The sequence below is a fragment of the Pseudomonas sp. IzPS59 genome (assembly GCF_014863505.1).
In the GTDB taxonomy this organism is placed as follows: domain Bacteria; phylum Pseudomonadota; class Gammaproteobacteria; order Pseudomonadales; family Pseudomonadaceae; genus Aquipseudomonas; species Aquipseudomonas kribbensis.
The window spans coordinates 2152823-2172167 of the sequence record NZ_CP062251.1; the positions used below are offsets into that span (position 1 = coordinate 2152823).

16 protein-coding genes and 1 tRNA gene are annotated in these 19345 nt (G+C 60.0%); 10 read left to right on the top strand and 7 right to left on the bottom strand.

Annotation, left to right across the window (positions count from 1 at the left end; all coding sequences use genetic code 11):
* Positions 1–2: 2 nt before the first annotated feature.
* The 6 genes from IF189_RS09675 (at position 3) to IF189_RS09700 (ending at position 9883) form a co-directional block, all read left to right on the top strand.
* Entirely contained in the window at positions 3–1340 is a 1338-nt protein-coding gene (locus tag IF189_RS09675; RefSeq protein ID WP_114882083.1) for a lysine N(6)-hydroxylase/L-ornithine N(5)-oxygenase family protein, read from the top strand.
* A 492-nt stretch (positions 1341–1832) separates the two neighbouring features.
* The gene (mgtA, locus tag IF189_RS09680) at positions 1833–4532 is read left to right on the top strand and encodes a magnesium-translocating P-type ATPase (RefSeq protein ID WP_192553191.1); all 2700 of its coding nucleotides are present in this window, start codon (positions 1833–1835) and stop codon (positions 4530–4532) included.
* Between the two features lie 54 nt (positions 4533–4586).
* Positions 4587–5303, top strand: a complete 717-nt coding sequence (locus IF189_RS09685; RefSeq protein ID WP_085711975.1) for an MgtC/SapB family protein — start codon at positions 4587–4589, stop codon at positions 5301–5303.
* Positions 5304–5448: 145 nt separating this feature from the next.
* Positions 5449–5868: a chemotaxis protein CheY gene (locus IF189_RS09690; protein ID WP_192553192.1), complete on the top strand. Its 420-nt coding sequence runs from the start codon at positions 5449–5451 to the stop codon at positions 5866–5868.
* 155 nt (positions 5869–6023) lie between these two features.
* Complete coding sequence (locus tag IF189_RS09695) at positions 6024–6650, top strand: response regulator transcription factor (RefSeq protein ID WP_134826051.1); 627 nt, start codon at positions 6024–6026, stop codon at positions 6648–6650.
* A gap of 11 nt (positions 6651–6661) precedes the next feature.
* Entirely contained in the window at positions 6662–9883 is a 3222-nt protein-coding gene (locus IF189_RS09700) for an ATP-binding protein (RefSeq protein WP_192553193.1), read from the top strand.
* A 4-nt stretch (positions 9884–9887) separates the two neighbouring features.
* Here the strand turns inward: IF189_RS09700 and dkgB are convergent, their stop codons facing one another.
* Complete coding sequence (dkgB, locus tag IF189_RS09705; protein WP_192553194.1) at positions 9888–10691, bottom strand: 2,5-didehydrogluconate reductase DkgB; 804 nt, start codon at positions 10689–10691, stop codon at positions 9888–9890.
* Between the two features lie 220 nt (positions 10692–10911).
* On the opposite strand from dkgB, the gene IF189_RS09710 reads away from it, so the two are divergent.
* Together IF189_RS09710 and IF189_RS09715 are read left to right on the top strand one after the other, a co-directional pair.
* Positions 10912–11778, top strand: a complete 867-nt coding sequence (locus tag IF189_RS09710; RefSeq protein ID WP_134826054.1) for a pirin family protein — start codon at positions 10912–10914, stop codon at positions 11776–11778.
* A gap of 147 nt (positions 11779–11925) precedes the next feature.
* A complete protein-coding gene (locus IF189_RS09715) occupies positions 11926–13368 on the top strand; it encodes a mechanosensitive ion channel family protein (RefSeq protein WP_192553195.1) in 1443 nt (480 codons plus the stop codon).
* Between the two features lie 6 nt (positions 13369–13374).
* On the opposite strand, the gene IF189_RS09720 is transcribed toward IF189_RS09715, so the two are convergent.
* Positions 13375–13962 carry a GNAT family N-acetyltransferase gene (locus IF189_RS09720; RefSeq protein WP_134826056.1) on the bottom strand — a complete coding sequence of 196 codons (588 nt, stop codon included), beginning with the start codon at positions 13960–13962 and terminating at the stop codon, positions 13375–13377.
* Positions 13963–14145: 183 nt separating this feature from the next.
* On the opposite strand from IF189_RS09720, the gene IF189_RS09725 reads away from it, so the two are divergent.
* Positions 14146–14973: an arylamine N-acetyltransferase family protein gene (locus tag IF189_RS09725; protein WP_134826057.1), complete on the top strand. Its 828-nt coding sequence runs from the start codon at positions 14146–14148 to the stop codon at positions 14971–14973.
* Between the two features lie 3 nt (positions 14974–14976).
* Here IF189_RS09725 and IF189_RS09730 read toward each other — a convergent pair whose 3' ends face one another.
* Both IF189_RS09730 and IF189_RS09735 read right to left on the bottom strand, forming a co-directional pair.
* Positions 14977–15306: a BrnA antitoxin family protein gene (locus IF189_RS09730; RefSeq protein WP_134826058.1), complete on the bottom strand. Its 330-nt coding sequence runs from the start codon at positions 15304–15306 to the stop codon at positions 14977–14979.
* 3 nt (positions 15307–15309) lie between these two features.
* The gene (locus IF189_RS09735) at positions 15310–15594 is read right to left on the bottom strand and encodes a BrnT family toxin (RefSeq protein ID WP_134826059.1); all 285 of its coding nucleotides are present in this window, start codon (positions 15592–15594) and stop codon (positions 15310–15312) included.
* Between the two features lie 253 nt (positions 15595–15847).
* Between IF189_RS09735 and IF189_RS09740 the strand changes: the two genes are divergently transcribed.
* The gene (locus tag IF189_RS09740) at positions 15848–17368 is read left to right on the top strand and encodes a nucleobase:cation symporter-2 family protein (RefSeq protein ID WP_085711984.1); all 1521 of its coding nucleotides are present in this window, start codon (positions 15848–15850) and stop codon (positions 17366–17368) included.
* Positions 17369–17491: 123 nt separating this feature from the next.
* Here the strand turns inward: IF189_RS09740 and IF189_RS09745 are convergent.
* The 3 genes from IF189_RS09745 to IF189_RS09755 all read right to left on the bottom strand — a co-directional run bounded on the left by IF189_RS09745 (position 17492) and on the right by IF189_RS09755 (position 19147).
* Positions 17492–17567, bottom strand: a tRNA-Asn gene (locus IF189_RS09745).
* Between the two features lie 70 nt (positions 17568–17637).
* The gene (locus tag IF189_RS09750; protein WP_065257405.1) at positions 17638–17838 is read right to left on the bottom strand and encodes a hypothetical protein; all 201 of its coding nucleotides are present in this window, start codon (positions 17836–17838) and stop codon (positions 17638–17640) included.
* A 112-nt stretch (positions 17839–17950) separates the two neighbouring features.
* Positions 17951–19147, bottom strand: a complete 1197-nt coding sequence (locus tag IF189_RS09755; protein ID WP_134826060.1) for an amino acid aminotransferase — start codon at positions 19145–19147, stop codon at positions 17951–17953.
* Positions 19148–19345 lie beyond the last annotated feature (198 nt).

The window sequence follows — 19345 nt, forward strand, 5'->3', positions numbered from 1 at the left end:
AAATGACACAGGCAATTGCATCGCCCATCGTTCACGATCTGATCGGCGTCGGTTTCGGCCCTTCGAACCTGGCGCTGGCCATCGCTCTGCAGGAGCGTGCCCCGACCCTCGGCGAGCTGGATGTGCTGTTTCTCGACAAACAACCGACCTACAGCTGGCACGGCAACACCCTGTCGACCCAGAGCGAATTGCAGATTTCCTTCCTCAAGGATCTGGTGACCCTGCGCAACCCGACCAGCCCGTACTCGTTCGTCAATTACCTCAAGCACCACGGTCGTCTGGTGGACTTCATCAACCTCGGCACCTTCTACCCGTGCCGCATGGAGTACAACGATTACCTGCGCTGGGTCGCCGCGCAGTTCACCGAACAGAGCCGTTATGGCGAAGAGGTGCTGACCATCGAACCGGTGCTGCACAACCATCAGGTTGAAGCGTTGCGAGTGATTTCCCGTGGCACCGACGGCCAGCAATTCGTGCGCACCGCGCGTTCCGTTGTGGTCAGCGCCGGTGGCACCCCACGCATTCCCGAATCGTTCAAGGCGCTCAAGGGCGATGCCCGAGTGTTCCACCACTCGCAATACCTGGCCGAGATGGCCAAGCAACCGTGCGTCAACAACCAGCCGATGAGCATCGCGATCATCGGCGGCGGCCAGAGCGCGGCGGAAGCCTTCATCGACCTGAACGATTCGTTCCCGTCGGTGCAGGTCGACATGATCCTGCGCGGTTCGGCGCTGAAGCCGGCGGACGACAGCCCGTTCGTCAACGAAGTGTTCTCGCCGGAATTCACCGACCTGATCTTCCAGCAGCAGAGCAGCGAGCGTGAGCGTCTGGTCAACGAGTACCACAACACCAACTACTCGGTGGTGGACATCGACCTGATCGAGCGCATCTACGGCATCTTCTATCGCCAGAAAGTCTCCGGCGTTGCGCGCCACGCGTTCCGCACTCTGACCACCGTCGAGAAAGCCACCGCTACCGAGCGCGGCATCGAACTGGCAGTGCGCAACAACGCCACGGGTGAAGTTACCGTCCGCGTCTACGACGCCGTGGTGCTGGCCACCGGTTACGAGCGTCAGATGCACCGCAAACTGCTGGCGCCGCTGGAAGAGTACCTGGGCGACTTCGAGGTCGATCGCAACTACAAACTGATTACCGACGAGCGCTGCAAGGCCGGTCTGTACATGCAGGGCTTCTGCCAGGCCAGCCACGGTCTGAGCGATACGCTGCTGTCGATCCTGCCGATCCGTGCGGACGAGATTGCCGGCTCGCTGTATGAACATGGCAAGAACCGCGGGCACAGCCGTTCGGTGATGGATTTGTTGCTGGCGACTGCCAGCTGATGACTTCCTGATGACTCCCGCGCCGAGCGCGGGAGTCGTTTCGAGGCCAATCCTGAACCCTTCCTGAACACCCGCCACATTCGCCGACTCACTTCCTTTTGCGGGTTTACTCTCCAGACATCGGGGCGTAAGCTTCGCGCGTTTTCATCAATAGCGGAGACCCACAGTGGGTACTTGTTCGAGTGACAGTTGTCGGCCGGTCCTTGTAACCGGCAGATTCTCGGCAAGATAACGCGCATTCCTTTGTGCCGTTGTCTCGCCGAACAGCGAGCAGCGGCATCCCGATCATGGTCAGCTGAGACCATGTCCCGACGTCCTTCTCATCGACGCTGAAAAGAGCGTGGTTTCGACTTCATTGTCGCAATCGCAGCCCTATCGACACGCCTGTCTTTTTTGACTGGCGCGCCAACCCTTGCCGTGCCGAATTTTCGGTGCAAGAGGGCTGGACGTACCTGCTTGACGGTTTCCCGGCTGACCATAGGGGCAACAGCCATGAAACTTACGCTCAAGGAATTTTTCGCAGGCTTCCTGCGGACCCGTCACATCGCCCGGCACTTCCGTCGTCTGGCCGTGCTGGAAAGTCTTCGCGACACCACGGTCAGCCGTGAAGTGCCGCCCACCCTGGCCAACACGCTGGTGGACGCCGCCCATTGCGACAGCGGCGTGCTGCTGTCGAACCTCGGCACGCACACCGACGGCCTCACCGATTTCGAAGTCGATGTGCTGCGTGCACAGCATGGCCTCAACGAAGTCGAGCATGAGCAACCGCTGCCGTGGTGGACCCACCTGTGGCACTGCTACAAAAACCCGTTCAACCTGCTGCTGACCCTGTTGGCGGTGATCTCGTGGCTGACCGATGACTTGAAAGCCGCCACGGTGATCTTCTCGATGGTGGTGCTCTCGACCCTGCTGCGCTTCTGGCAGGAAAGCAAATCCAACCAGGCGGCCGACGCGCTCAAGGCGATGGTCAGCAACACCGCCACCGTGCTGCGCCGGGATGCGCCGCGCACTGAGCTGCCGATCAAGCAACTGGTGCCGGGCGATCTGATCGTGCTTTCGGCCGGCGACATGATTCCCGCCGATTGCCGGGTGCTGAGCGCCAAGGATCTGTTCGTCAGCCAGGCCGCGATGACCGGTGAATCGATGCCGGTGGAGAAATTCCCCCGTCAGGCGGATCGCGATACGCGCAACCCGCTGGAGTTGGAAAACATCCTGTTCATGGGCACCAACGTGGTGTCCGGGACTGCGGTGGCGGTGATTCTCACCACCGGCAACAGCACCTATTTCGGTGCGCTGGCGCTGCGGGTCGGGGCAACCGATCGGGCGGTGACTTCGTTCCAGCAAGGGGTGAACAAAGTCAGCTGGCTGTTGATCCGTTTCATGTTCGTCATGGCGCCGCTGGTGTTGTTCATCAACGGTTTCACCAAGGGTGACTGGACCGAAGCGCTGCTGTTCGCACTGTCGATCGCCGTGGGCCTGACCCCGGAAATGCTGCCGATGATCGTCACCTCGACCCTGGCCAAGGGCGCGGTGTTCCTGTCGCGCAAGAAAGTCATCGTCAAACGCCTGGACGCGATCCAGAACTTCGGCGCCATGGACGTGCTGTGCACCGACAAGACCGGCACGTTGACCCAGGACAAGATCTTCCTGGCGCGCAATGTCGACGTCTGGGGCGAGGACTCCGACGACGTGCTGGAAATGGCCTATCTGAACAGCTACTACCAGACCGGTCTGAAAAACCTGCTCGACGTGGCGGTACTGGAACACGTGGAAGTCCACCGTGAGCTGAAGGTCGGTACGGCGTATCGCAAGGTCGACGAGATTCCGTTCGACTTCAATCGCCGGCGCATGTCGGTGGTGGTCGAAGGACACGGCCAACCGCATCAGCTGATCTGCAAAGGCGCGGTGGAAGAAGTGTTGTCGGTGTGCACCCGGGTTCGTCACGGTGAAGTCGACGAAGCCTTGAGCGATGAATTGCTGGCGAGAATTCGTCAGGTAACAGCAGCATTCAACGCTGAAGGCTTGCGCGTGGTAGCGGTGGCGGCACGGTCGATGCCGGAAGGTCGCGACACTTACAGCCTGGGCGACGAGCAGGAGCTGACGCTGATCGGTTACGTGGCATTCCTCGATCCACCGAAGGAAAGCACCGCGCCGGCACTCAAGGCGCTGGCCGAACACGGCGTGGCCGTGAAAGTACTGACCGGCGACAACGAGCTGGTGACTGCCAAGATCTGCCGCGAAGTAGGCCTGGCGCAGCAAGGCCTGTTGATGGGCAACGACATCGAGCGCATGAGTGACGCGGAGCTGGCCAAGGCGGTGGAGACCACCAACGTGTTCGCCAAGCTGACGCCGACCCACAAGGAACGCATCGTGCGCATCCTCAAGGGCAACGGTCATGTGGTCGGGTTCATGGGCGACGGCATCAACGACGCACCGGCATTGCGCACCGCGGACATCGGTATTTCCGTGGACAGCGCGGTGGACATCGCCAAGGAAGCGGCCGACATCATCCTGCTGGAAAAGAGCCTGATGGTATTGGAGGAGGGCGTGCTGGAAGGGCGCCGGACCTTCGCCAACATGCTCAAGTACATCAAGATGACTGCCAGCTCGAACTTCGGCAACGTGTTCTCGGTACTGGTGGCCAGTGCGTTCATTCCGTTCCTGCCGATGCTGCCGATGCACCTGCTGGTGCAGAACCTGCTGTATGACATTTCGCAGATCGCGATCCCGTTCGACAACGTCGACGACGAAATGCTGAAACAGCCACAGCGCTGGCAGCCAGGGGATGTCGGACGCTTCATGCTGTTCTTCGGCCCGATCAGTTCGATCTTCGACATCACAACGTTCGCCTTGATGTGGTACGTGTTCGATGCCAACACCCCGGATCACCAGACCCTGTTCCAGTCCGGCTGGTTCGTGGTGGGGCTGCTGACCCAGACGCTGATCGTGCACATGATCCGCACGCCGAAGATTCCGTTCCTGCAAAGCCGCGCGGCCATGCCGTTGCTGGTGATGACCGGAATCATCATGGCCGTGGGCATCTTCCTGCCGATGGGGCCGCTGGCGCACTACTTCAAACTGCAAGCGCTGCCGTCGATGTACTTCGTGTTCCTGCCGGTGATCCTGCTGGCGTACATGGCACTGACCCAGGCCGTGAAAGGCTTCTACATCCGCCGGTTCGGCTGGCAGTAACAGGAAAGATTCCCCCCTTGTGGGAGCAAGGGGGGCGGTTTCAAGGAGTTCAACATGCAAGCCATCAACAACATCAACCTCGATTCGCTGCTCGATACCCTGGTCAGCCTCAGCGCGGCCTTCATCCTTGGCGGGCTGATCGGTTTCGAGCGCCAGTACCGGCAACGCACGGCAGGCCTGCGCACCAACGTGCTGGTGGCGGTCGGTGCGGCGATTTTCGTCGATATGGCCAACCGGCTCGGCGGGGCCGAAGGCGCGGTGCGGGTGGTCGCCTACGTGGTGTCCGGGATCGGTTTTCTCGGCGCCGGTGTGATCATGCGCGAAGAGGGCAATGTACGCGGCCTCAATACCGCCGCCACACTCTGGACCTCGGCTGCGGTCGGCGCCTGTGCCGGCGCCGACTTGCTGGCCGAAGCCGTGCTCGGCACCTTGTTCGTGCTCGCCGCGAATACCTTGCTGCGGCCGATCGTCAACAACATCAACCGCCAGCCGCTGGATGTGGTTTCGGCGGAAGTCACCAACATCGTCTACGTCATCGCCCGGCGCTCGCAACAGACGGCTGTGTTCGCCTTGCTTGAAGCCGAGCTCGAACGCAGCAACTACCCGGCCAGTGACGTCGATGTGCACGCCTTCGGTGCCGACGAAATCGAGATCGAAGCCACGCTTGCAACGACCTCGGTGGACGGCGATGAACTGGACGCACTGGTGAAGCGGATTTCCACGTCGAACCTGGTGGTTCAGGCGTTCTGGAGTCCGAGTACCACGGAGTAACCTGGCGAAAGCCCATCGTCCGGCAATGGCATGGGTGGCCGTCAATCCGGATGAGTGACGGTTATTTTCGGAATAGTCCTACAGAGCATGCCTCGATGCTTGGGTAGTCTTGCCGCCACTTGAAGCGACTGGCGGGACTTCCACGATGGCCGACAAAACCTTGCGTATTTTGATCGCCGACACCCGGCACTTTCACCGGATGAAGATCGAGTGGATGTTCAATACCCTCGATTACTACCGCATTGCACCGGTGCAGAACTTCATCGAACTGTTGTCACTGATCGATTTCGGCTGCGAGCCGTTCGACGTACTGGTGACCGATTCTCAACTGGCAGGTGGAATGCCGGATCTGCACGGATTCCTGTTCGATCTGGCGCAGGACCGGCATGCACTGGTCTATGGCGAAGCGCTGAACTCATCGGCTGTTCCCGGATACTTTCGGGCAAAGATCACCACCTGTAACGAAGCGCTGCCCTCAATGAGCGCCATCTCGCAATTGATGACATCAGTCGATGCTTCACGTGAGCGTTCCTTGTGTATGTGCCCGGCAAAATCCCTCGCGTGATGGAGCGCCGGTTCACAGATCGGCCGATGGCGCAACTGTCAGGTCTGACAGGTGTTTCGCCATGCGTCCCGTGCAACAGTTGTAGCGCAGCTACCCGTCGTCCCGTTCATGCAGGATCGGTGGCGTCATCGTCATGTATTCGCCCGGGAGTGATCATGGATTCAGCATTGATCGTCGACGATCACCCGGTGGTTGTCGGTGCCGTCAGAATGGTTCTGGAGTCACTGGGCTATAAACCGATTCATGTCGCTTCGAGTGGCGTCGACGTCGTGCCGATGATCCGTGCCCACGCGCCGACACTGATCGTGCTCGATTTGAAGCTCAAGGGCATGGGCGGTCTTGAAGTGCTGGACCGGATCAATGCCCTCGGGCTGGTCTGCAAAATCGTGATTTTTTCATCGGCCGACCCGCACAGCTACCTGGTGCGTTGCCGACGTGCGGGTGCAATGGCTTTTGTGGCCAAGTCTGCCGAGTTGCAGCAGTTGCAGAGTGCGATCAAGGCAGTCCGCTCGGGTTACAGCTATTTTCAGGAATTGCCTGAGGTCAACGCAGGGCAATCCGGTGTGCACAGTGACGAGCGACAGCAGATCGAAGGATTGTCCAATCGCGAGTTACACATTCTCGTGCAATTGGCGCATGGCAAGCCCAACAAGGACATCGCTCGGGAGATGAACCTGAGCCACAAAACCATCAGTACCTACAAGACTCGCCTGATGCTCAAGCTCGGGGTCAGCTCACAGGTGGTGTTGCGTGAGTTCGCCAGACGCAACCATCTGCTTTGAGAGCCTGTCCGATGATGAGGCCGCTGCGATGCATTCTTCTGATGATCTTCCTTTTGGCAAACGCTGTGCAGGCATTCGGGGCTGTGCAAAAACTGGAAATCATCTCTCGCACCCGGCTGGAGGGCGTGCAGGTACGCCTCGACGAGCAGGATCGGCAGTGGCTTCGGGCACACCCGGTATTGCGCATCGGCGCTTCCGGGCCGGACTATCCTCCCTTTGAATTGACCCGCAACAGGTATGAACTGGAAGGCCTCACGGCCGAGTACGCCGACGCGATCGCACAGGTGCTGAATGTCCGGATCGAGGTCTGGTGCTACCCCGACCGCGAAAGCGCCATGGCTGCGCTCAAGGCCGGGGAACTGGATTTGCTGGGCACCTCGAACAACTATGAGATTGCCGATCCCGAGCTGATGCTGTCTCGCGCCTATGCCGAAGATCAGCCGATGTGGGTGACCCGGCTCGACGAACCGTTGCCCGATGATCTGGCAGGCAAGCGCATCGCCATGGTGGATGACTACCTGCCGGCTTCGACCATCGAGAAGGCTTACCCGCAAGCCACTTTGCAGCGTTATCGCTCGATTCTCGATGCCCTCGGCGCCGTGGCATTCGGGCGAGATGACCTGTACCTCGGCGATTTCATCAGCGCCAGCTATCTGATCAACATTAACTTCCACAACGACTTGCAACTGGCCGGCCCTTCGGGCCTCGACGCCAACCCGTTCGCCTTTGCCCTGACTCGCAGCAACACACGCTTGAAACGACTGGTCGACAAGGCCTTGCTGGCCATTCCCATGGAGCAGCGCCTGGCCATGGAACTGCGCTGGAGTGCCGGACGGGCGGACATGTCGGGACAGGCGCGGGTAAGTCTCAGTGGCAGTGAACAGGCGTGGCTCGACCGGCATCCGAGCGTACGTGTCGGTGCGATCGAAGATTTCGCCCCGTTGACGTTCTTTGATGCCGAGGGAAAAGTGCAGGGGCTTGCGGCGCAGTTGTTGAGCCTGATCAGTCAGCGCAGCGGCCTGAAGTTCGAGATCGTGCGGGGGCAGTCACTGGACCGACAGATCGAACAATTGAAGGCCGGGGAACTTGATCTGCTGCCCGTGGTGACACCCAGCAGCGAGCGTGAACTCGAAATGCGCTTCTCCCGGGCCTATCTGAACAATCCGTTCGTACTGGTCAGCGGGGTATCGGCGTCGAGTGTGAGAACCCTGGATGACATGGCCGGCAAACGGCTGGCGATCTATCGCGGTCATCCATTGCGCGATTATCTGCTGGAGCGAGTACAGCAGCTCAGATTGGTCGAAGTACCAAGCCCGGCAGCCGGGATGGAAGCGATTGTCAGCGGGCAAGCCGATGCCACACTGAGCTCGTTGATGGTGGCGCGCTATCTGATTTCCCGTCAGTACCGGGGGCGTACCCGGATAGTCGGTACGGTGGGGGACCAGCCCGCCCGGATTGCCCTGGCCACCGCACCGGATGCATTGGTGCTGCATTCGATTCTGAACAAGGCACTGTTGAGCATCGCCCCCAAGGAACTCGACGATCTGGTCGAGCGCTGGGGCCGTGACGCGGTTGCCGATGACAGTTACTGGCAGCGCCACCGACGAGAGATCCTGCTTGGATTCACCGTTGCGTCCGGGCTGTTGCTGCTGGCGTTGGGCTGGATCGGCTTTCAGCGCTGGCAGATTCGCCAGCGCCAGCAATGGCTGCTTCAACTGCAGGAAGCCAAGGACGCGGCGGATGAAGCAAACCGGGCCAAGAGCACCTTTCTGGCGGTCATGAGTCACGAAATCCGTACGCCGATGAATGCCCTGCTGGGCATGCTGGAACTGGCGCTCAAGCATGCCGATGAAGGCGTGACCGACCGTGGGGCCATCCAGGTGGCGTCCACGGCGGGGCAGCAACTGCTGGCATTGATCGGCGATATTCTCGATATCGCCCGCATCGAATCCGGTCATCTGTCGCTGGCACCCGAACGCGTCAATCTGCGTGATTCGGTGTTGTCGGTGTGTCGGATTTTCGAAGGAGTGGCGCGCCAGAAGCAGTTGTCGTGGCATGTCGAGCTGGATGAGCGCAGCAATGTCGAGGTGGTGCTCGACGCCTTGCGTTTCAAACAGGTGTTGTCGAATCTGCTGAGCAATGCGATCAAGTTTACCGATGAAGGCGACGTGAGCCTGCGATTGCGAGTGTTCGCCGAGCGGGACGGGCTGCTGGAAATCGGCGTTGTCATCGAGGACAGCGGACGGGGCATCAGCGCCGAAGATCAGCAACGCCTGTTCAGCCCCTTTGTGCAGGTCGGCAGTCAGCCGTTGTCGGTCCGCAGCGGTTCTGGTCTGGGGCTGGTGATCAGCCGCAGCCTGTGCCGGATGATGGGCGGCGACTTGTGGATGACCAGCGAACCCGGACGAGGTACACGAGTCATGCTGCGCCTGGAACTGCCCGTGCTGGAGTCACCCGGTCAGGAGGACGTTGTGACGCCGACAGTGACGGCGGCAAAGCCGCTGGATGTACTGGTGGTGGACGACCACCCGGTGAATCGTCTGCTGCTGTGTCGGCAGTTGAGCGAGCTCGGGCATCGCGTTGTCGACATCGGGAGTGGTGAACAGGCGCTGGCTCTGTGGCGCGGTCAAACTTTCGATGCGCTGATCACCGACATCAACCTGCCCGGGCTCAACGGTTATGACCTGGCGCGAGCGATTCGCGAAGAAGAGACGGCAGCGGGCAGGGTGCCTTGTCTGATTCTGGGGTATACCGCCAATGCACAGCTGGAGGAAAAGCAGCGATGCCTGGCAGCCGGAATGGATGATTGCCTGTTCAAACCGGTTTTGCTGCGGGAACTGAGCCTGGCGCTGATGGCCGCAGAGCCTGACGAAATACAGGTCGCAGATGTGAAGGAGCAGGTATTGCCCGGTTTCGATCTGAGTTCGCTGTTGCAACTGGCGGGAGCGGATAACCCGCTTATCGGGCAGTTGCGTGAGGAAGTGCTGAGTAGTCTGCGCAGCGATCTGGAGCGTCTGGAGGAATCAGGGCGGGAAGGTGATCGTGCAGGTCTGAAGGATCTGGCACATCACATCACAGGCGGGGCGCATGTGATCGGGGCCGAGCGTGTGGTTTCGGCGTGCCGGGTACTTGAACAGGCCTGCGGGGACGGTGAGCCCGAGGCCGCATTGAACGTTGCAATCGAATTGCTGCGCGTGGCCATGTACGACCTCGCGCAGCAACTTCAGGCCTGAGCGGTCAGTCCCACAGCGGCGCGATACCTTGGGGGCTGGTCAGGCGATGGCCGCGATCCAGAGTCGCAATCAGCGCCATGTCCGCGTCGCTCAGCGTCAGCGCGGTGGCGCCGAGGTTGCCTTGCAGGTTGGCGCGCTTGGTCGACGATGGAATTACCGCGTAACCCGATTGCATCGCCCACGCCAGCGTGACCTGCGCCGGAGTCGCTTGCAGGCGCTCGGCAATCTGCACGATCAGCGGATCCTTCAGCACTTCGCCATAGGCCAAGGTCATGTAGGACGTGATCTGGATGCCCTGGCTCCGGGCAAATTCCACGACCTTGCGGTTTTGCAGGTACGGGTGCAATTCGATCTGGTTGGTGGCGATGTTTTCTGCGCCAACCGCTGCGATGGCTTGTTTCATCAGGTCGATGGTGAAGTTGGACACACCGATCTGCCGGGTCAGGCCCAGGCGTTTGGCTTCCAGCAGGGCGCCCATGAATTCTTCCACCGGCACCTGATCTTCCGGCGACGGCCAGTGGATCAGTGTCAGGTCGAGGTAGTCGGTCTGCAGCTTTTGCAGGCTTTCCTTGAGGCTCTCGATCAGACGGTCACCGGCGAAGTTGGCGATCCAGATCTTGCTGGTGATGAACAATTCGTCGCGAGGGATGCCGCTGGCGGCGATGGCCTGGCCGACCTCGGCTTCGTTCTCGTAGATTTGCGCGGTGTCGATGACCCGGTAGCCCAGCTCGAGGGCGGTGCTCACCGAATCGATGACCACCTGACCTTGCAGGCGAAACGTACCAAGACCGAAAGCGGGAACAGACATCTAGAACTCCAGGGTTGCAGTGGGAATGGACGGAGTATCCGCTGCTGCTTCCTTGAGAAAAACCGCTGTCGGGGCAAAGTACTGTTGACTGAAAGTCACGAATCGCTGTGATGCGGTATCGTTCCATCAGTAGAACGATGAGGACGGTTTTGGCTGACTAGTGCTAAATACGTGGCGAATTTAAGATCAGTCCATGATCAATCTCAATTCGGAGCCCGCCATGAAAAACCTCATCGGTATCTACACCAGCCCTCGCGGCCACTGGGTCGGCGATGGGTTTCCGGTTCGTACACTGTTTTCCTACGACAACCTGGGCAAGCACATCAGCCCGTTCCTGCTGCTCGATCACGCGGGTCCCGCGCATTTCACCCCGACCACTGAACGACGTGGGGTAGGGCAGCACCCGCACCGTGGTTTCGAAACCGTGACCATCGTTTATGACGGCGAAGTGGAGCATCGCGATTCCACGGGCAGCGGCGGCAAGATTGGTCCGGGCGATGTGCAATGGATGACCGCTGCTTCCGGAATCCTGCACGAGGAGTTTCACTCCGCAGATTTCGCCAGAACGGGTGGCAACCTGGAAATGGTGCAGCTGTGGGTCAATCTGCCGGCCAAAGACAAAATGGCTGAACCGGGTTACCAGACGATTCTCGACAGCGATATCCCGAACGTCGCCCTCCGGGACGGTGCCGGCAACCTGCGACTGATCGCGGGTGATTTCGACGGTCACAAAGGACCTTCCCGGACCTTCACGCCCATCGATGTCTGGGATCTGCGCCTCAATGCCGGCAAGTTGCTGACGCTGGAGCTGCACGAAGGCCGCAACACTGCGCTGGTGGTGCTGCGTGGCTCGGTCCGGATCAACGGCGAGGAGTCGGCGGGCGTTGGGCAACTGGCGTTGTTCGAGCGTGAAGGTGACCGCCTGACGCTTGAGGCCAGCGAGGACGCGATGGTGTTGCTGCTCAGTGGTGAGCCGATCGATGAGCCGATCGTCGGTCACGGTCCGTTCGTGATGAATACCGAGCAGGAAATTCACCAGGCGTTCGTTGATTTCCAGTCTGGCCGGTTCGGACGGATGCCCGCGTAGATCGACATTGTGGGAGCCAGCGTGCTGGCTCCCACAGCTTTTTTTCTTAGGGGCTTTCAATAGCCCTTATCCCGCCAAATCAATTGCTCCTACACTAAGCCCAATCTGTGCGATCTTCTCGCGATTGACCTCTGTCGGAGTCGTTTGATGCTGTCACTGCTGACTGAACATCCGTTGTTCTGCGCGTTGATCCTGATCCTGCTCGACCTGGGCCTGTGGCGCCTGATCAGCTCCCACGGCAGCGAATGGAAGCTGCTGGTGCGGGTGCTGATTTTCAGCCTGTTCAGCGTGCTGCTGTTCAACGAAGGCCTCAATCCGATGGAGCCGGCGCCGTGGGCCGACAACGTGCCGCTGCATCTGGCGGCGACCGGGTTGCAGATCGGCTGGTGGCTGTTCGGCGCACGCACGCTGACGGTGTTGATCGGCGCGGTGATGATGCAGCGGGTCGGCCACACCGGGCGGCTGTTGCAGGATCTGCTCGGCGCGGTGATTTTCCTGATCTCCATCATTGCGGCGCTGGCCTATGTGCTGGACCTGCCGGTCAAGGGCGTGCTGGCCACGTCCGGAGCACTGGCGATCATCGTCGGTCTGGCGTTGCAGAGCACCCTGAGCGATGTGTTCTCCGGGATCGTCCTGAACACCACCAAGCCCTATCAACTCGATGACTGGATTTCCATCGACGGCACGGAAGGGCGGGTCACCGACATCGACTGGCGCGCCACGCGCCTGCAAACCTCTCAGGGCAGCATGGCGGTGATTCCCAACTCGCTGGCGGCCAAGGCCAAGATCATCAACTTCAGTCGGCCAAGCAACATGTTCGGTGTTGCCGTCAGCGTGCAGGTCAGCCCCCATGCGCGGCCGAACTCAGTGATCGACGCCCTGGAGCGGGCGATGCAGGGTTGTCGCCCATTACTGGACAACCCGGCGCCGAGCGTCGCGTTGAAGAGTTCGAGCAGTGCCGGTGCGGAATATGAAATCAGTGGTTTCGTGGCGTCGATGAGCGAGAAGCGTGCGGTGCGCAATCAGTTGTTCGATCTGGCTTACCGGCATCTGCAAGCGTCCGGAGTCAATCTGCTGTCGAGCGATGAACCCGCCGCCCCGGCCCACCTCTCACGGCCACGGGCGCTGCTCGACAGCTCGCCGATTTTCTCCACCCTGCGTCAGGAAGAGAAAGAGACCTTCAGCCAGAACATGGCCCTGCAAACCTTCCGTGCCGGCGAGATCATTCTGGCGGGCGGCGAGGTCAGTGATCACCTGTTCATCATCGAGTCCGGCGTGGTTTCGGTGACGTTGAACCGGCACGGCGTACCGTTCGAATCAGGGCGCATGGGGCCGGGGGAAGTGATCGGCGAGGCCGGGATCCTTTCCGACACCTCGTTGCCGGCCGACTTTTCCGCCAAGACGTTCTGCGCCCTGTATCGCATCGAGAAGTCTTATCTCAAGCCTTGCCTGGATGCTCGCCATGACATCAACGATGCAATGAAGGCGCTGCTCGATTTCCGCCTGCTCAAGGCGCAGGCGCTGACTCAGGAAGCGCCGGTAGCCGTGCCGAAAAGAGGTTTCCTGCAGTGGCTGCGCCATCGCGCCTGAGCGGGATCAGCGGCGTTCGTATCCGACGAGTTTCTGTTCGAGGTTCTGGCGCACCTGCGGCCATTCGTCATCGATGATGCTGAAGCGCACCGAGTTGCGCTTGCGGCCGTCGGGCATGATCCGCTCGTGTCGCACGATGCCTTCCTGCTGTGCGCCCAGACGCAGGATCGCATCGCGTGATTTCTGGTTGTTTTCGTCGGTGGTGAATTGCACGCGCACGCAATCGAGCACTTCGAAGGCGTGGCGCAGCATCAGGTACTTGGCTTCGGTGTTGACGAAGGTTTTCTGGAAGCGCGCCGAGATCCAGCTGCTGCCGATCTCCAGTTTGCGATTGAGCGGATCTATCTTCCAGAAACGGGTCGAGCCGATCACCTCGCCGGTTTCCTTCAACACGATCGCAAATGGCATGACTGTGCCGGCCTCACGCCCGTCGAGGGCCTTTTTCAGATAGCTGTCGACAGTGCTCGCCGACGGCACCACGGTGACGGTGAGATTCCACAGCTCGCCATCTGCGGCGGCGTGGAGCAGGGCGTCGGCATCGGAATATTGCAGGGGGCGCAGGACGATGCCCTGGCCTTGCAGTGTGATGTGCATGGGGCGTGGCTCTCGGTAGTTCGGGCGAGGTCTTATTACGCCGCATCGGGCAGCGTCGTTGCAACCGCCGGTTCAGGCACCAAGGCTGATTGGTGAAATCAATTGTCGATTCAATGCCCGGATCCCGTATACATGGCGACCATCGGCGGAACGATCCGCGTCTCCATGCATAAGGACCGAGCAATGAGCGAGCCACGCCTGACGAATCTGAAACAGTATCTGCAACGGTTGGGGTTCGACACGCCCCCGGTACCGACCCTTGAGACCCTGCGTTTGTTGCAGTTGCGTCATACCGGTGCCTTTCCCTTCGAGAACCTTTCGACGCTCAGCGGCGAACCTGTACTGATCGATCTGCCGTCAATACAGCGCAAGGTTCTGGAGGATGCCCGTGGCGGTTACTGCTACGAACTCAATAATCTGTTTCTGGCCTTGTTGCTGGAACTGGGTTTCGATGCGCGGGGCATCAGCGGCCGAGTGGTCATGAATCAGCCCGAAGGCAGCTGGACGGCGCGCACTCACCGCTTGAGCCTGGTGACCCTCGACGGCGTGCGCTACATCACCGATGTCGGTTTTGGCGGCATGGTGCCGACCGCGCCGCTGATTCTGGACACTGAAGCCGAGCAATCCACGCCGCACGAGCCGTATCGCATCGAAGTGCAGGCCGATGGCTACATGCTGCGGGCCAGGGTCGCCGGCGAATGGCGGCCGATGTACCTGTTCGACCTGCAACGCCAGGAAGACATCGATTACACCCTTGGCAACTGGTACGTCTCGACCCATCCGGAATCACCGTTCGCCCAGCGCCTGATGGTCGCGCGTACGGGCGACGGCTGGCGGCGTACGTTGAACAACGGCAGTTTCGCGATTCACCGCATCGGTGCCGAGAGCGAGCGGCGCGAAGTGACGGATGTCGACGAGCTGATCGAATTGCTGGAGCGGGAGTTCGGCCTGCGCTTGCCGCACCAGCCTGGTGCGCGTCTGGCGCTGGCGCGCTTGATCCAGCCGAACTGAAACCTATGGTTTTACATCCGGCTCCAGTACCCGCCGGATTTCATTCACGGCCGCCGACAGTTTTTTCTCAAGGCTCTTGAGGTCGGTGGCGGTGATGCCTTTCTTGAATTGCCCGATGGAATGCTCGAGTTCATCGGCTGTGGCATGGCCGTCGAGCAAGGCATGGCGCAGGGTGTTGTTGATTACGGTCTGATAGCCATAGCCCTCGCTTTCAGCGACCCCGCGCGCGGCCTCGATGACCGCGTCATCGAGCATGATGGTGATGCGGGTCTTGCCCTTGTTGGAGGCGATGGCGCCGCGTTTACCTTGGCTGAAATCGTACTCATCCTTCATTGATCAAGTCTCCGGAAAGTATTGGCGTCGCTCGCTGGGCGTTGCGGTGCGCGCGGAAATGATTCGAACAATATTCGGCTCCCGATAGCTGTACACAACGACCAGCAAACGTCCCTTGGCGTCGGTGCCGAGTGTGATCCAGCGTTGTTCGTCATGGTCGTTATCCTCAATCGTCAGTGCTCGCTCATCGTGAAAGACCGGTTCGGCCTCGGCGAGGCTGATCCCTCTGTGCTTGAGTTTGTTGGCAGCATTCTTGCTTTTGTCGAACTGAATCTTGAATGACTTCATTATGCATACTTTATATGTATAAAAAAGAGCACGGCCGCACCGTCGGTCGCCATGAACACTTCAGCCTAGTTGGATAAAACGCGGGCCAGTTAACGATGTGTTGCCGGATTTGTGGGGGATGGAAGCGGCGGGATAGAAGGTTGGATGGCTACCTATCCATAATGTGACTGATAAGTTGTATACAACTCTATGGACATTTGTCACGACTATTGAATACAGTGTGCGCATAACAAAAACCAGGGAACCCCCCACCATGAAAACGCCCCATGTTTCACACCAACGGCCCGAGGACGAAAACCTCGGGGTCGGCGCGAATATGGCTTACGGCCTGCAACATGTTCTGACCATGTATGGCGGTATCGTCGCGGTGCCACTGATCATCGGTCAGGCTGCCGGGTTGTCGCCGGCGGACATTGGTCTGTTGATTGCTGCTTCATTGTTTGCGGGGGGGCTGGCCACGTTGCTGCAAACCCTGGGTCTACCGTTTTTCGGATGTCAGCTGCCGCTGGTGCAGGGCGTGTCGTTCTCCGGTGTTGCCACGATGGTGGCGATTGTCAGCAGTGGCGGGGAGGGCGGCTTCCAGTCGGTGCTCGGGGCGGTGATTGCCGCGTCGTTGATCGGTTTGCTGATCACGCCGGTGTTCTCGCGCATCACCAAATTCTTCCCGCCGCTGGTCACGGGCATCGTGATCACCACCATCGGCCTGACGCTGATGCCGGTGGCCGCACGCTGGGCCATGGGTGGCAACAGCCACGCTCCGGACTTCGGCAGCATGCAGAACATCGGTCTGGCGGCGGTCACGCTGGTGCTGGTGCTGCTGCTGAGCAAGGTCGGCAGCTCCACTATCTCGCGTCTGTCGATCCTGTTGGCCATGGTGATCGGCACGGTGCTGGCGGTGTTCCTCGGCATGGCGGACTTCTCCAGCGTCACCCAAGGGCCGATGTTCGGCTTCCCGACACCGTTCCATTTCGGCATGCCGACCTTCCACTTCGCTGCGATTCTGTCGATGTGCATCGTAGTCATGGTGACCCTGGTGGAAACTTCGGCGGACATCCTGGCGGTCGGTGAAATCATCGGCACCAAGGTCGACTCCAAGCGCCTGGGTAATGGTTTGCGGGCGGACATGCTGTCGAGCATGTTTGCGCCGATCTTCGGTTCGTTCACCCAGAGCGCCTTCGCCCAGAACGTTGGCCTGGTGGCCGTGACCGGAATCAAGAGCCGTTATGTGGTGGCGACCGGCGGCATCTTCCTGGTGATTCTCGGCTTGCTGCCGTTCATGGGCCGGGTCATCGCAGCAGTGCCGACTTCGGTACTGGGCGGCGCCGGTATCGTGCTGTTCGGCACCGTGGCGGCGAGTGGCATCCGCACGCTGTCCAAGGTGGATTACCGCAACAACGTCAACCTGATCATCGTTGCCACGTCGATCGGCTTCGGCATGATCCCGATTGCCGCGCCGAACTTCTACGATCACTTCCCGAGCTGGTTTGCGACCATTTTCCATTCGGGCATCAGTTCGTCGGCGATCATGGCGATCCTGCTGAACCTGGCGTTCAACCACTTCACGGCGGGTAACTCGGATCAGCAGTCGGTGTTCGCGGCGGCAGAAGAGCGGACCCTGCGTTATCGGGATCTGGCGGCGCTGCGCGAGGGCGACTACTTCAGCGACGGCAAACTGCATGACTGCGACGGCAATGAAGTGCCGGTGATCGATCCGGATTCGGATCACGGTCATGGCGCACCGAAAGTGCATGCCAAGAGCAGCGAGCACGTCTGACCGCTGTTTCTGAAACAGAAAAGGGCCGATCAGTTGAGAAACTGATCGGCCCTTTTTATGGCACGCATTTTTTCAACGCCCACAAAAAAGCCCCTGAATCTTTCGATTCAGGGGCTCTGTATTTGGCTCCACAACCTGGACTCGAACCAGGGACCCAGTGATTAACAGTCACTTGCTCTACCAACTGAGCTATTGCGGAATTGGTGCGTATGTTACTGATTTAAAAAGACTAGTCAAGCTTTGCCGGATATTTTTTTGCTGAACGGTTTTCAGCCGCCGAATGTGAAGGTGCCCATCAGCAGTTTGGCGTACAGCGCTGTGGCCGCCAGTTGCACCAGCCAAAGGGCCAGTCCGCCGAGAAACACGCCGGCCGCCACTTGCAGCACCAGGCTCTTTTCGCGTTTGCCTGAGGTGCGGGGTGGATAGTAGTCCAGCTCATCGCGGTCGGCGCGCAGGTCATCGTTTTTCATGTCGGCTCTCTGAAATATCGTCTGTGTGCAGTCTAGAGGGTGTTGCGGCTTTACTTCAGACAAATAAAAAACGGGAAGCCCGAAAGCTTCCCGTTTTCAGTGTTGCGCCGGATCAGATGACCTGAACGATGGCGTCCGTCACGGCTTCGATGTTGCTCTGGTTCAGCGCGGCGACGCAGATGCGGCCGGTGTCCAGGGCGTAGATGCCGAACTCGTTGCGCAGGCGGTGAACCTGCTCGGTGGTCAGGCCGGAGTAGGAGAACATGCCACGCTGACGACCGACGAAGCTGAAGTCACGCTGCGGGGCTTTCTTCGCCAGCAGAGCAACCATCTGCTCGCGCATGCCGCGAATGCGCAGGCGCATTTCGGCCAGTTCGGCTTCCCACTGGGCGCGCAGTTCCGGGCTGTTCAACACAGCGGCGACAACGCTTGCACCGTGAGTCGGCGGGTTGGAGTAGTTGGTGCGGATTACACGCTTGACCTGCGACAGAACGCGGGCGCTTTCTTCTTTCGATTCGCTGACGATCGACAGCGCACCGACGCGCTCGCCATACAGTGAGAACGACTTGGAGAACGAGCTCGAGACGAAGAAGGTCAGGCCGGACTCGGCGAACAGACGCACGGCAGCGGCGTCTTCGGCGATGCCGTCACCGAAACCCTGGTAAGCCATGTCGAGGAACGGCACGTGACCTTTGGCCTTGACCGCTTCCAGCACGTTGTTCCAGTCCGCCGGGCTCAGGTCGACGCCGGTCGGGTTGTGGCAGCAAGCGTGCAGCACGATGACCGAGCCGTTCGGCAGGGCGTTGAGGTCTTCGAGCAGGCCGGCACGGTTCACGTCGTGTGTGGCCGCGTCGTAGTAACGGTAGTTCTGCACCGGGAAACCGGCGGTTTCGAACAGCGCGCGGTGGTTTTCCCAGCTCGGGTCGCTGATCGCCACAACGGCGTTCGGCAGCAGTTGCTTGAGGAAGTCGGCACCGATTTTCAGTGCGCCGGTCCCGCCGACGGCCTGAGTGGTGACCACGCGGCCCGCGGCCAGCAATGGCGAATCATTACCGAACAGCAACTTTTGCACGGCCTGGTCGTAGGCAGCGATGCCGTCGATCGGCAGGTAGCCACGGGAGGCGTGCTGAGCAGCGCGAATGGTTTCGGCTTCGATAACGGCGCGCAGGAGTGGAATTCGCCCCTCTTCGTTGCAGTACACACCCACCCCGAGGTTGACCTTATTGGTCCGGGTATCGGCGTTGAATGCTTCGTTGAGGCCCAGGATTGGATCGCGGGGTGCCATTTCGACAGCGGAGAACAGGCTCATTTTTACGGCAGCTCTAATGGAGAGTGGAGGGACGTGTGGCGCTCCAGCCGAATGCACTAGAGCGGTGCACAAACGGGGAGCTAGTATAGAGGCCATCATCGATCAATGGCGACAGGCGAATCGGGTTTTCAGGTAAGTTTTTCCGATTATTTCTCGACCGTTAGTCGAATGGACTTGTCGGAGACTTTACCGGATGTA

What these genes read in the sequence shown, in the direction of transcription:
- IF189_RS09695 (WP_134826051.1), top strand. Translation starts at nt 6,024, where the DNA reads ATGGATTCAGCATTGATCGTCGACGATCACCCGGTGGTTGTCGGTGCC.
- IF189_RS09720 (WP_134826056.1), bottom strand. Translation starts at nt 13,962, where the DNA reads ATGCACATCACACTGCAAGGCCAGGGCATCGTCCTGCGCCCCCTGCAA.
- IF189_RS09710 (WP_134826054.1), top strand. Translation starts at nt 10,912, where the DNA reads ATGAAAAACCTCATCGGTATCTACACCAGCCCTCGCGGCCACTGGGTC.
- IF189_RS09725 (WP_134826057.1), top strand. Translation starts at nt 14,146, where the DNA reads ATGAGCGAGCCACGCCTGACGAATCTGAAACAGTATCTGCAACGGTTG.
- dkgB (WP_192553194.1), bottom strand. Translation starts at nt 10,691, where the DNA reads ATGTCTGTTCCCGCTTTCGGTCTTGGTACGTTTCGCCTGCAAGGTCAG.
- IF189_RS09750 (WP_065257405.1), bottom strand. Translation starts at nt 17,838, where the DNA reads ATGAAAAACGATGACCTGCGCGCCGACCGCGATGAGCTGGACTACTAT.
- IF189_RS09685 (WP_085711975.1), top strand. Translation starts at nt 4,587, where the DNA reads ATGCAAGCCATCAACAACATCAACCTCGATTCGCTGCTCGATACCCTG.
- IF189_RS09690 (WP_192553192.1), top strand. Translation starts at nt 5,449, where the DNA reads ATGGCCGACAAAACCTTGCGTATTTTGATCGCCGACACCCGGCACTTT.
- IF189_RS09755 (WP_134826060.1), bottom strand. Translation starts at nt 19,147, where the DNA reads ATGAGCCTGTTCTCCGCTGTCGAAATGGCACCCCGCGATCCAATCCTG.
- IF189_RS09735 (WP_134826059.1), bottom strand. Translation starts at nt 15,594, where the DNA reads ATGAAGTCATTCAAGATTCAGTTCGACAAAAGCAAGAATGCTGCCAAC.
- IF189_RS09740 (WP_085711984.1), top strand. Translation starts at nt 15,848, where the DNA reads ATGAAAACGCCCCATGTTTCACACCAACGGCCCGAGGACGAAAACCTC.
- mgtA (WP_192553191.1), top strand. Translation starts at nt 1,833, where the DNA reads ATGAAACTTACGCTCAAGGAATTTTTCGCAGGCTTCCTGCGGACCCGT.
- IF189_RS09715 (WP_192553195.1), top strand. Translation starts at nt 11,926, where the DNA reads ATGCTGTCACTGCTGACTGAACATCCGTTGTTCTGCGCGTTGATCCTG.
- IF189_RS09730 (WP_134826058.1), bottom strand. Translation starts at nt 15,306, where the DNA reads ATGAAGGATGAGTACGATTTCAGCCAAGGTAAACGCGGCGCCATCGCC.
- IF189_RS09700 (WP_192553193.1), top strand. Translation starts at nt 6,662, where the DNA reads ATGATGAGGCCGCTGCGATGCATTCTTCTGATGATCTTCCTTTTGGCA.
- IF189_RS09675 (WP_114882083.1), top strand. Translation starts at nt 3, where the DNA reads ATGACACAGGCAATTGCATCGCCCATCGTTCACGATCTGATCGGCGTC.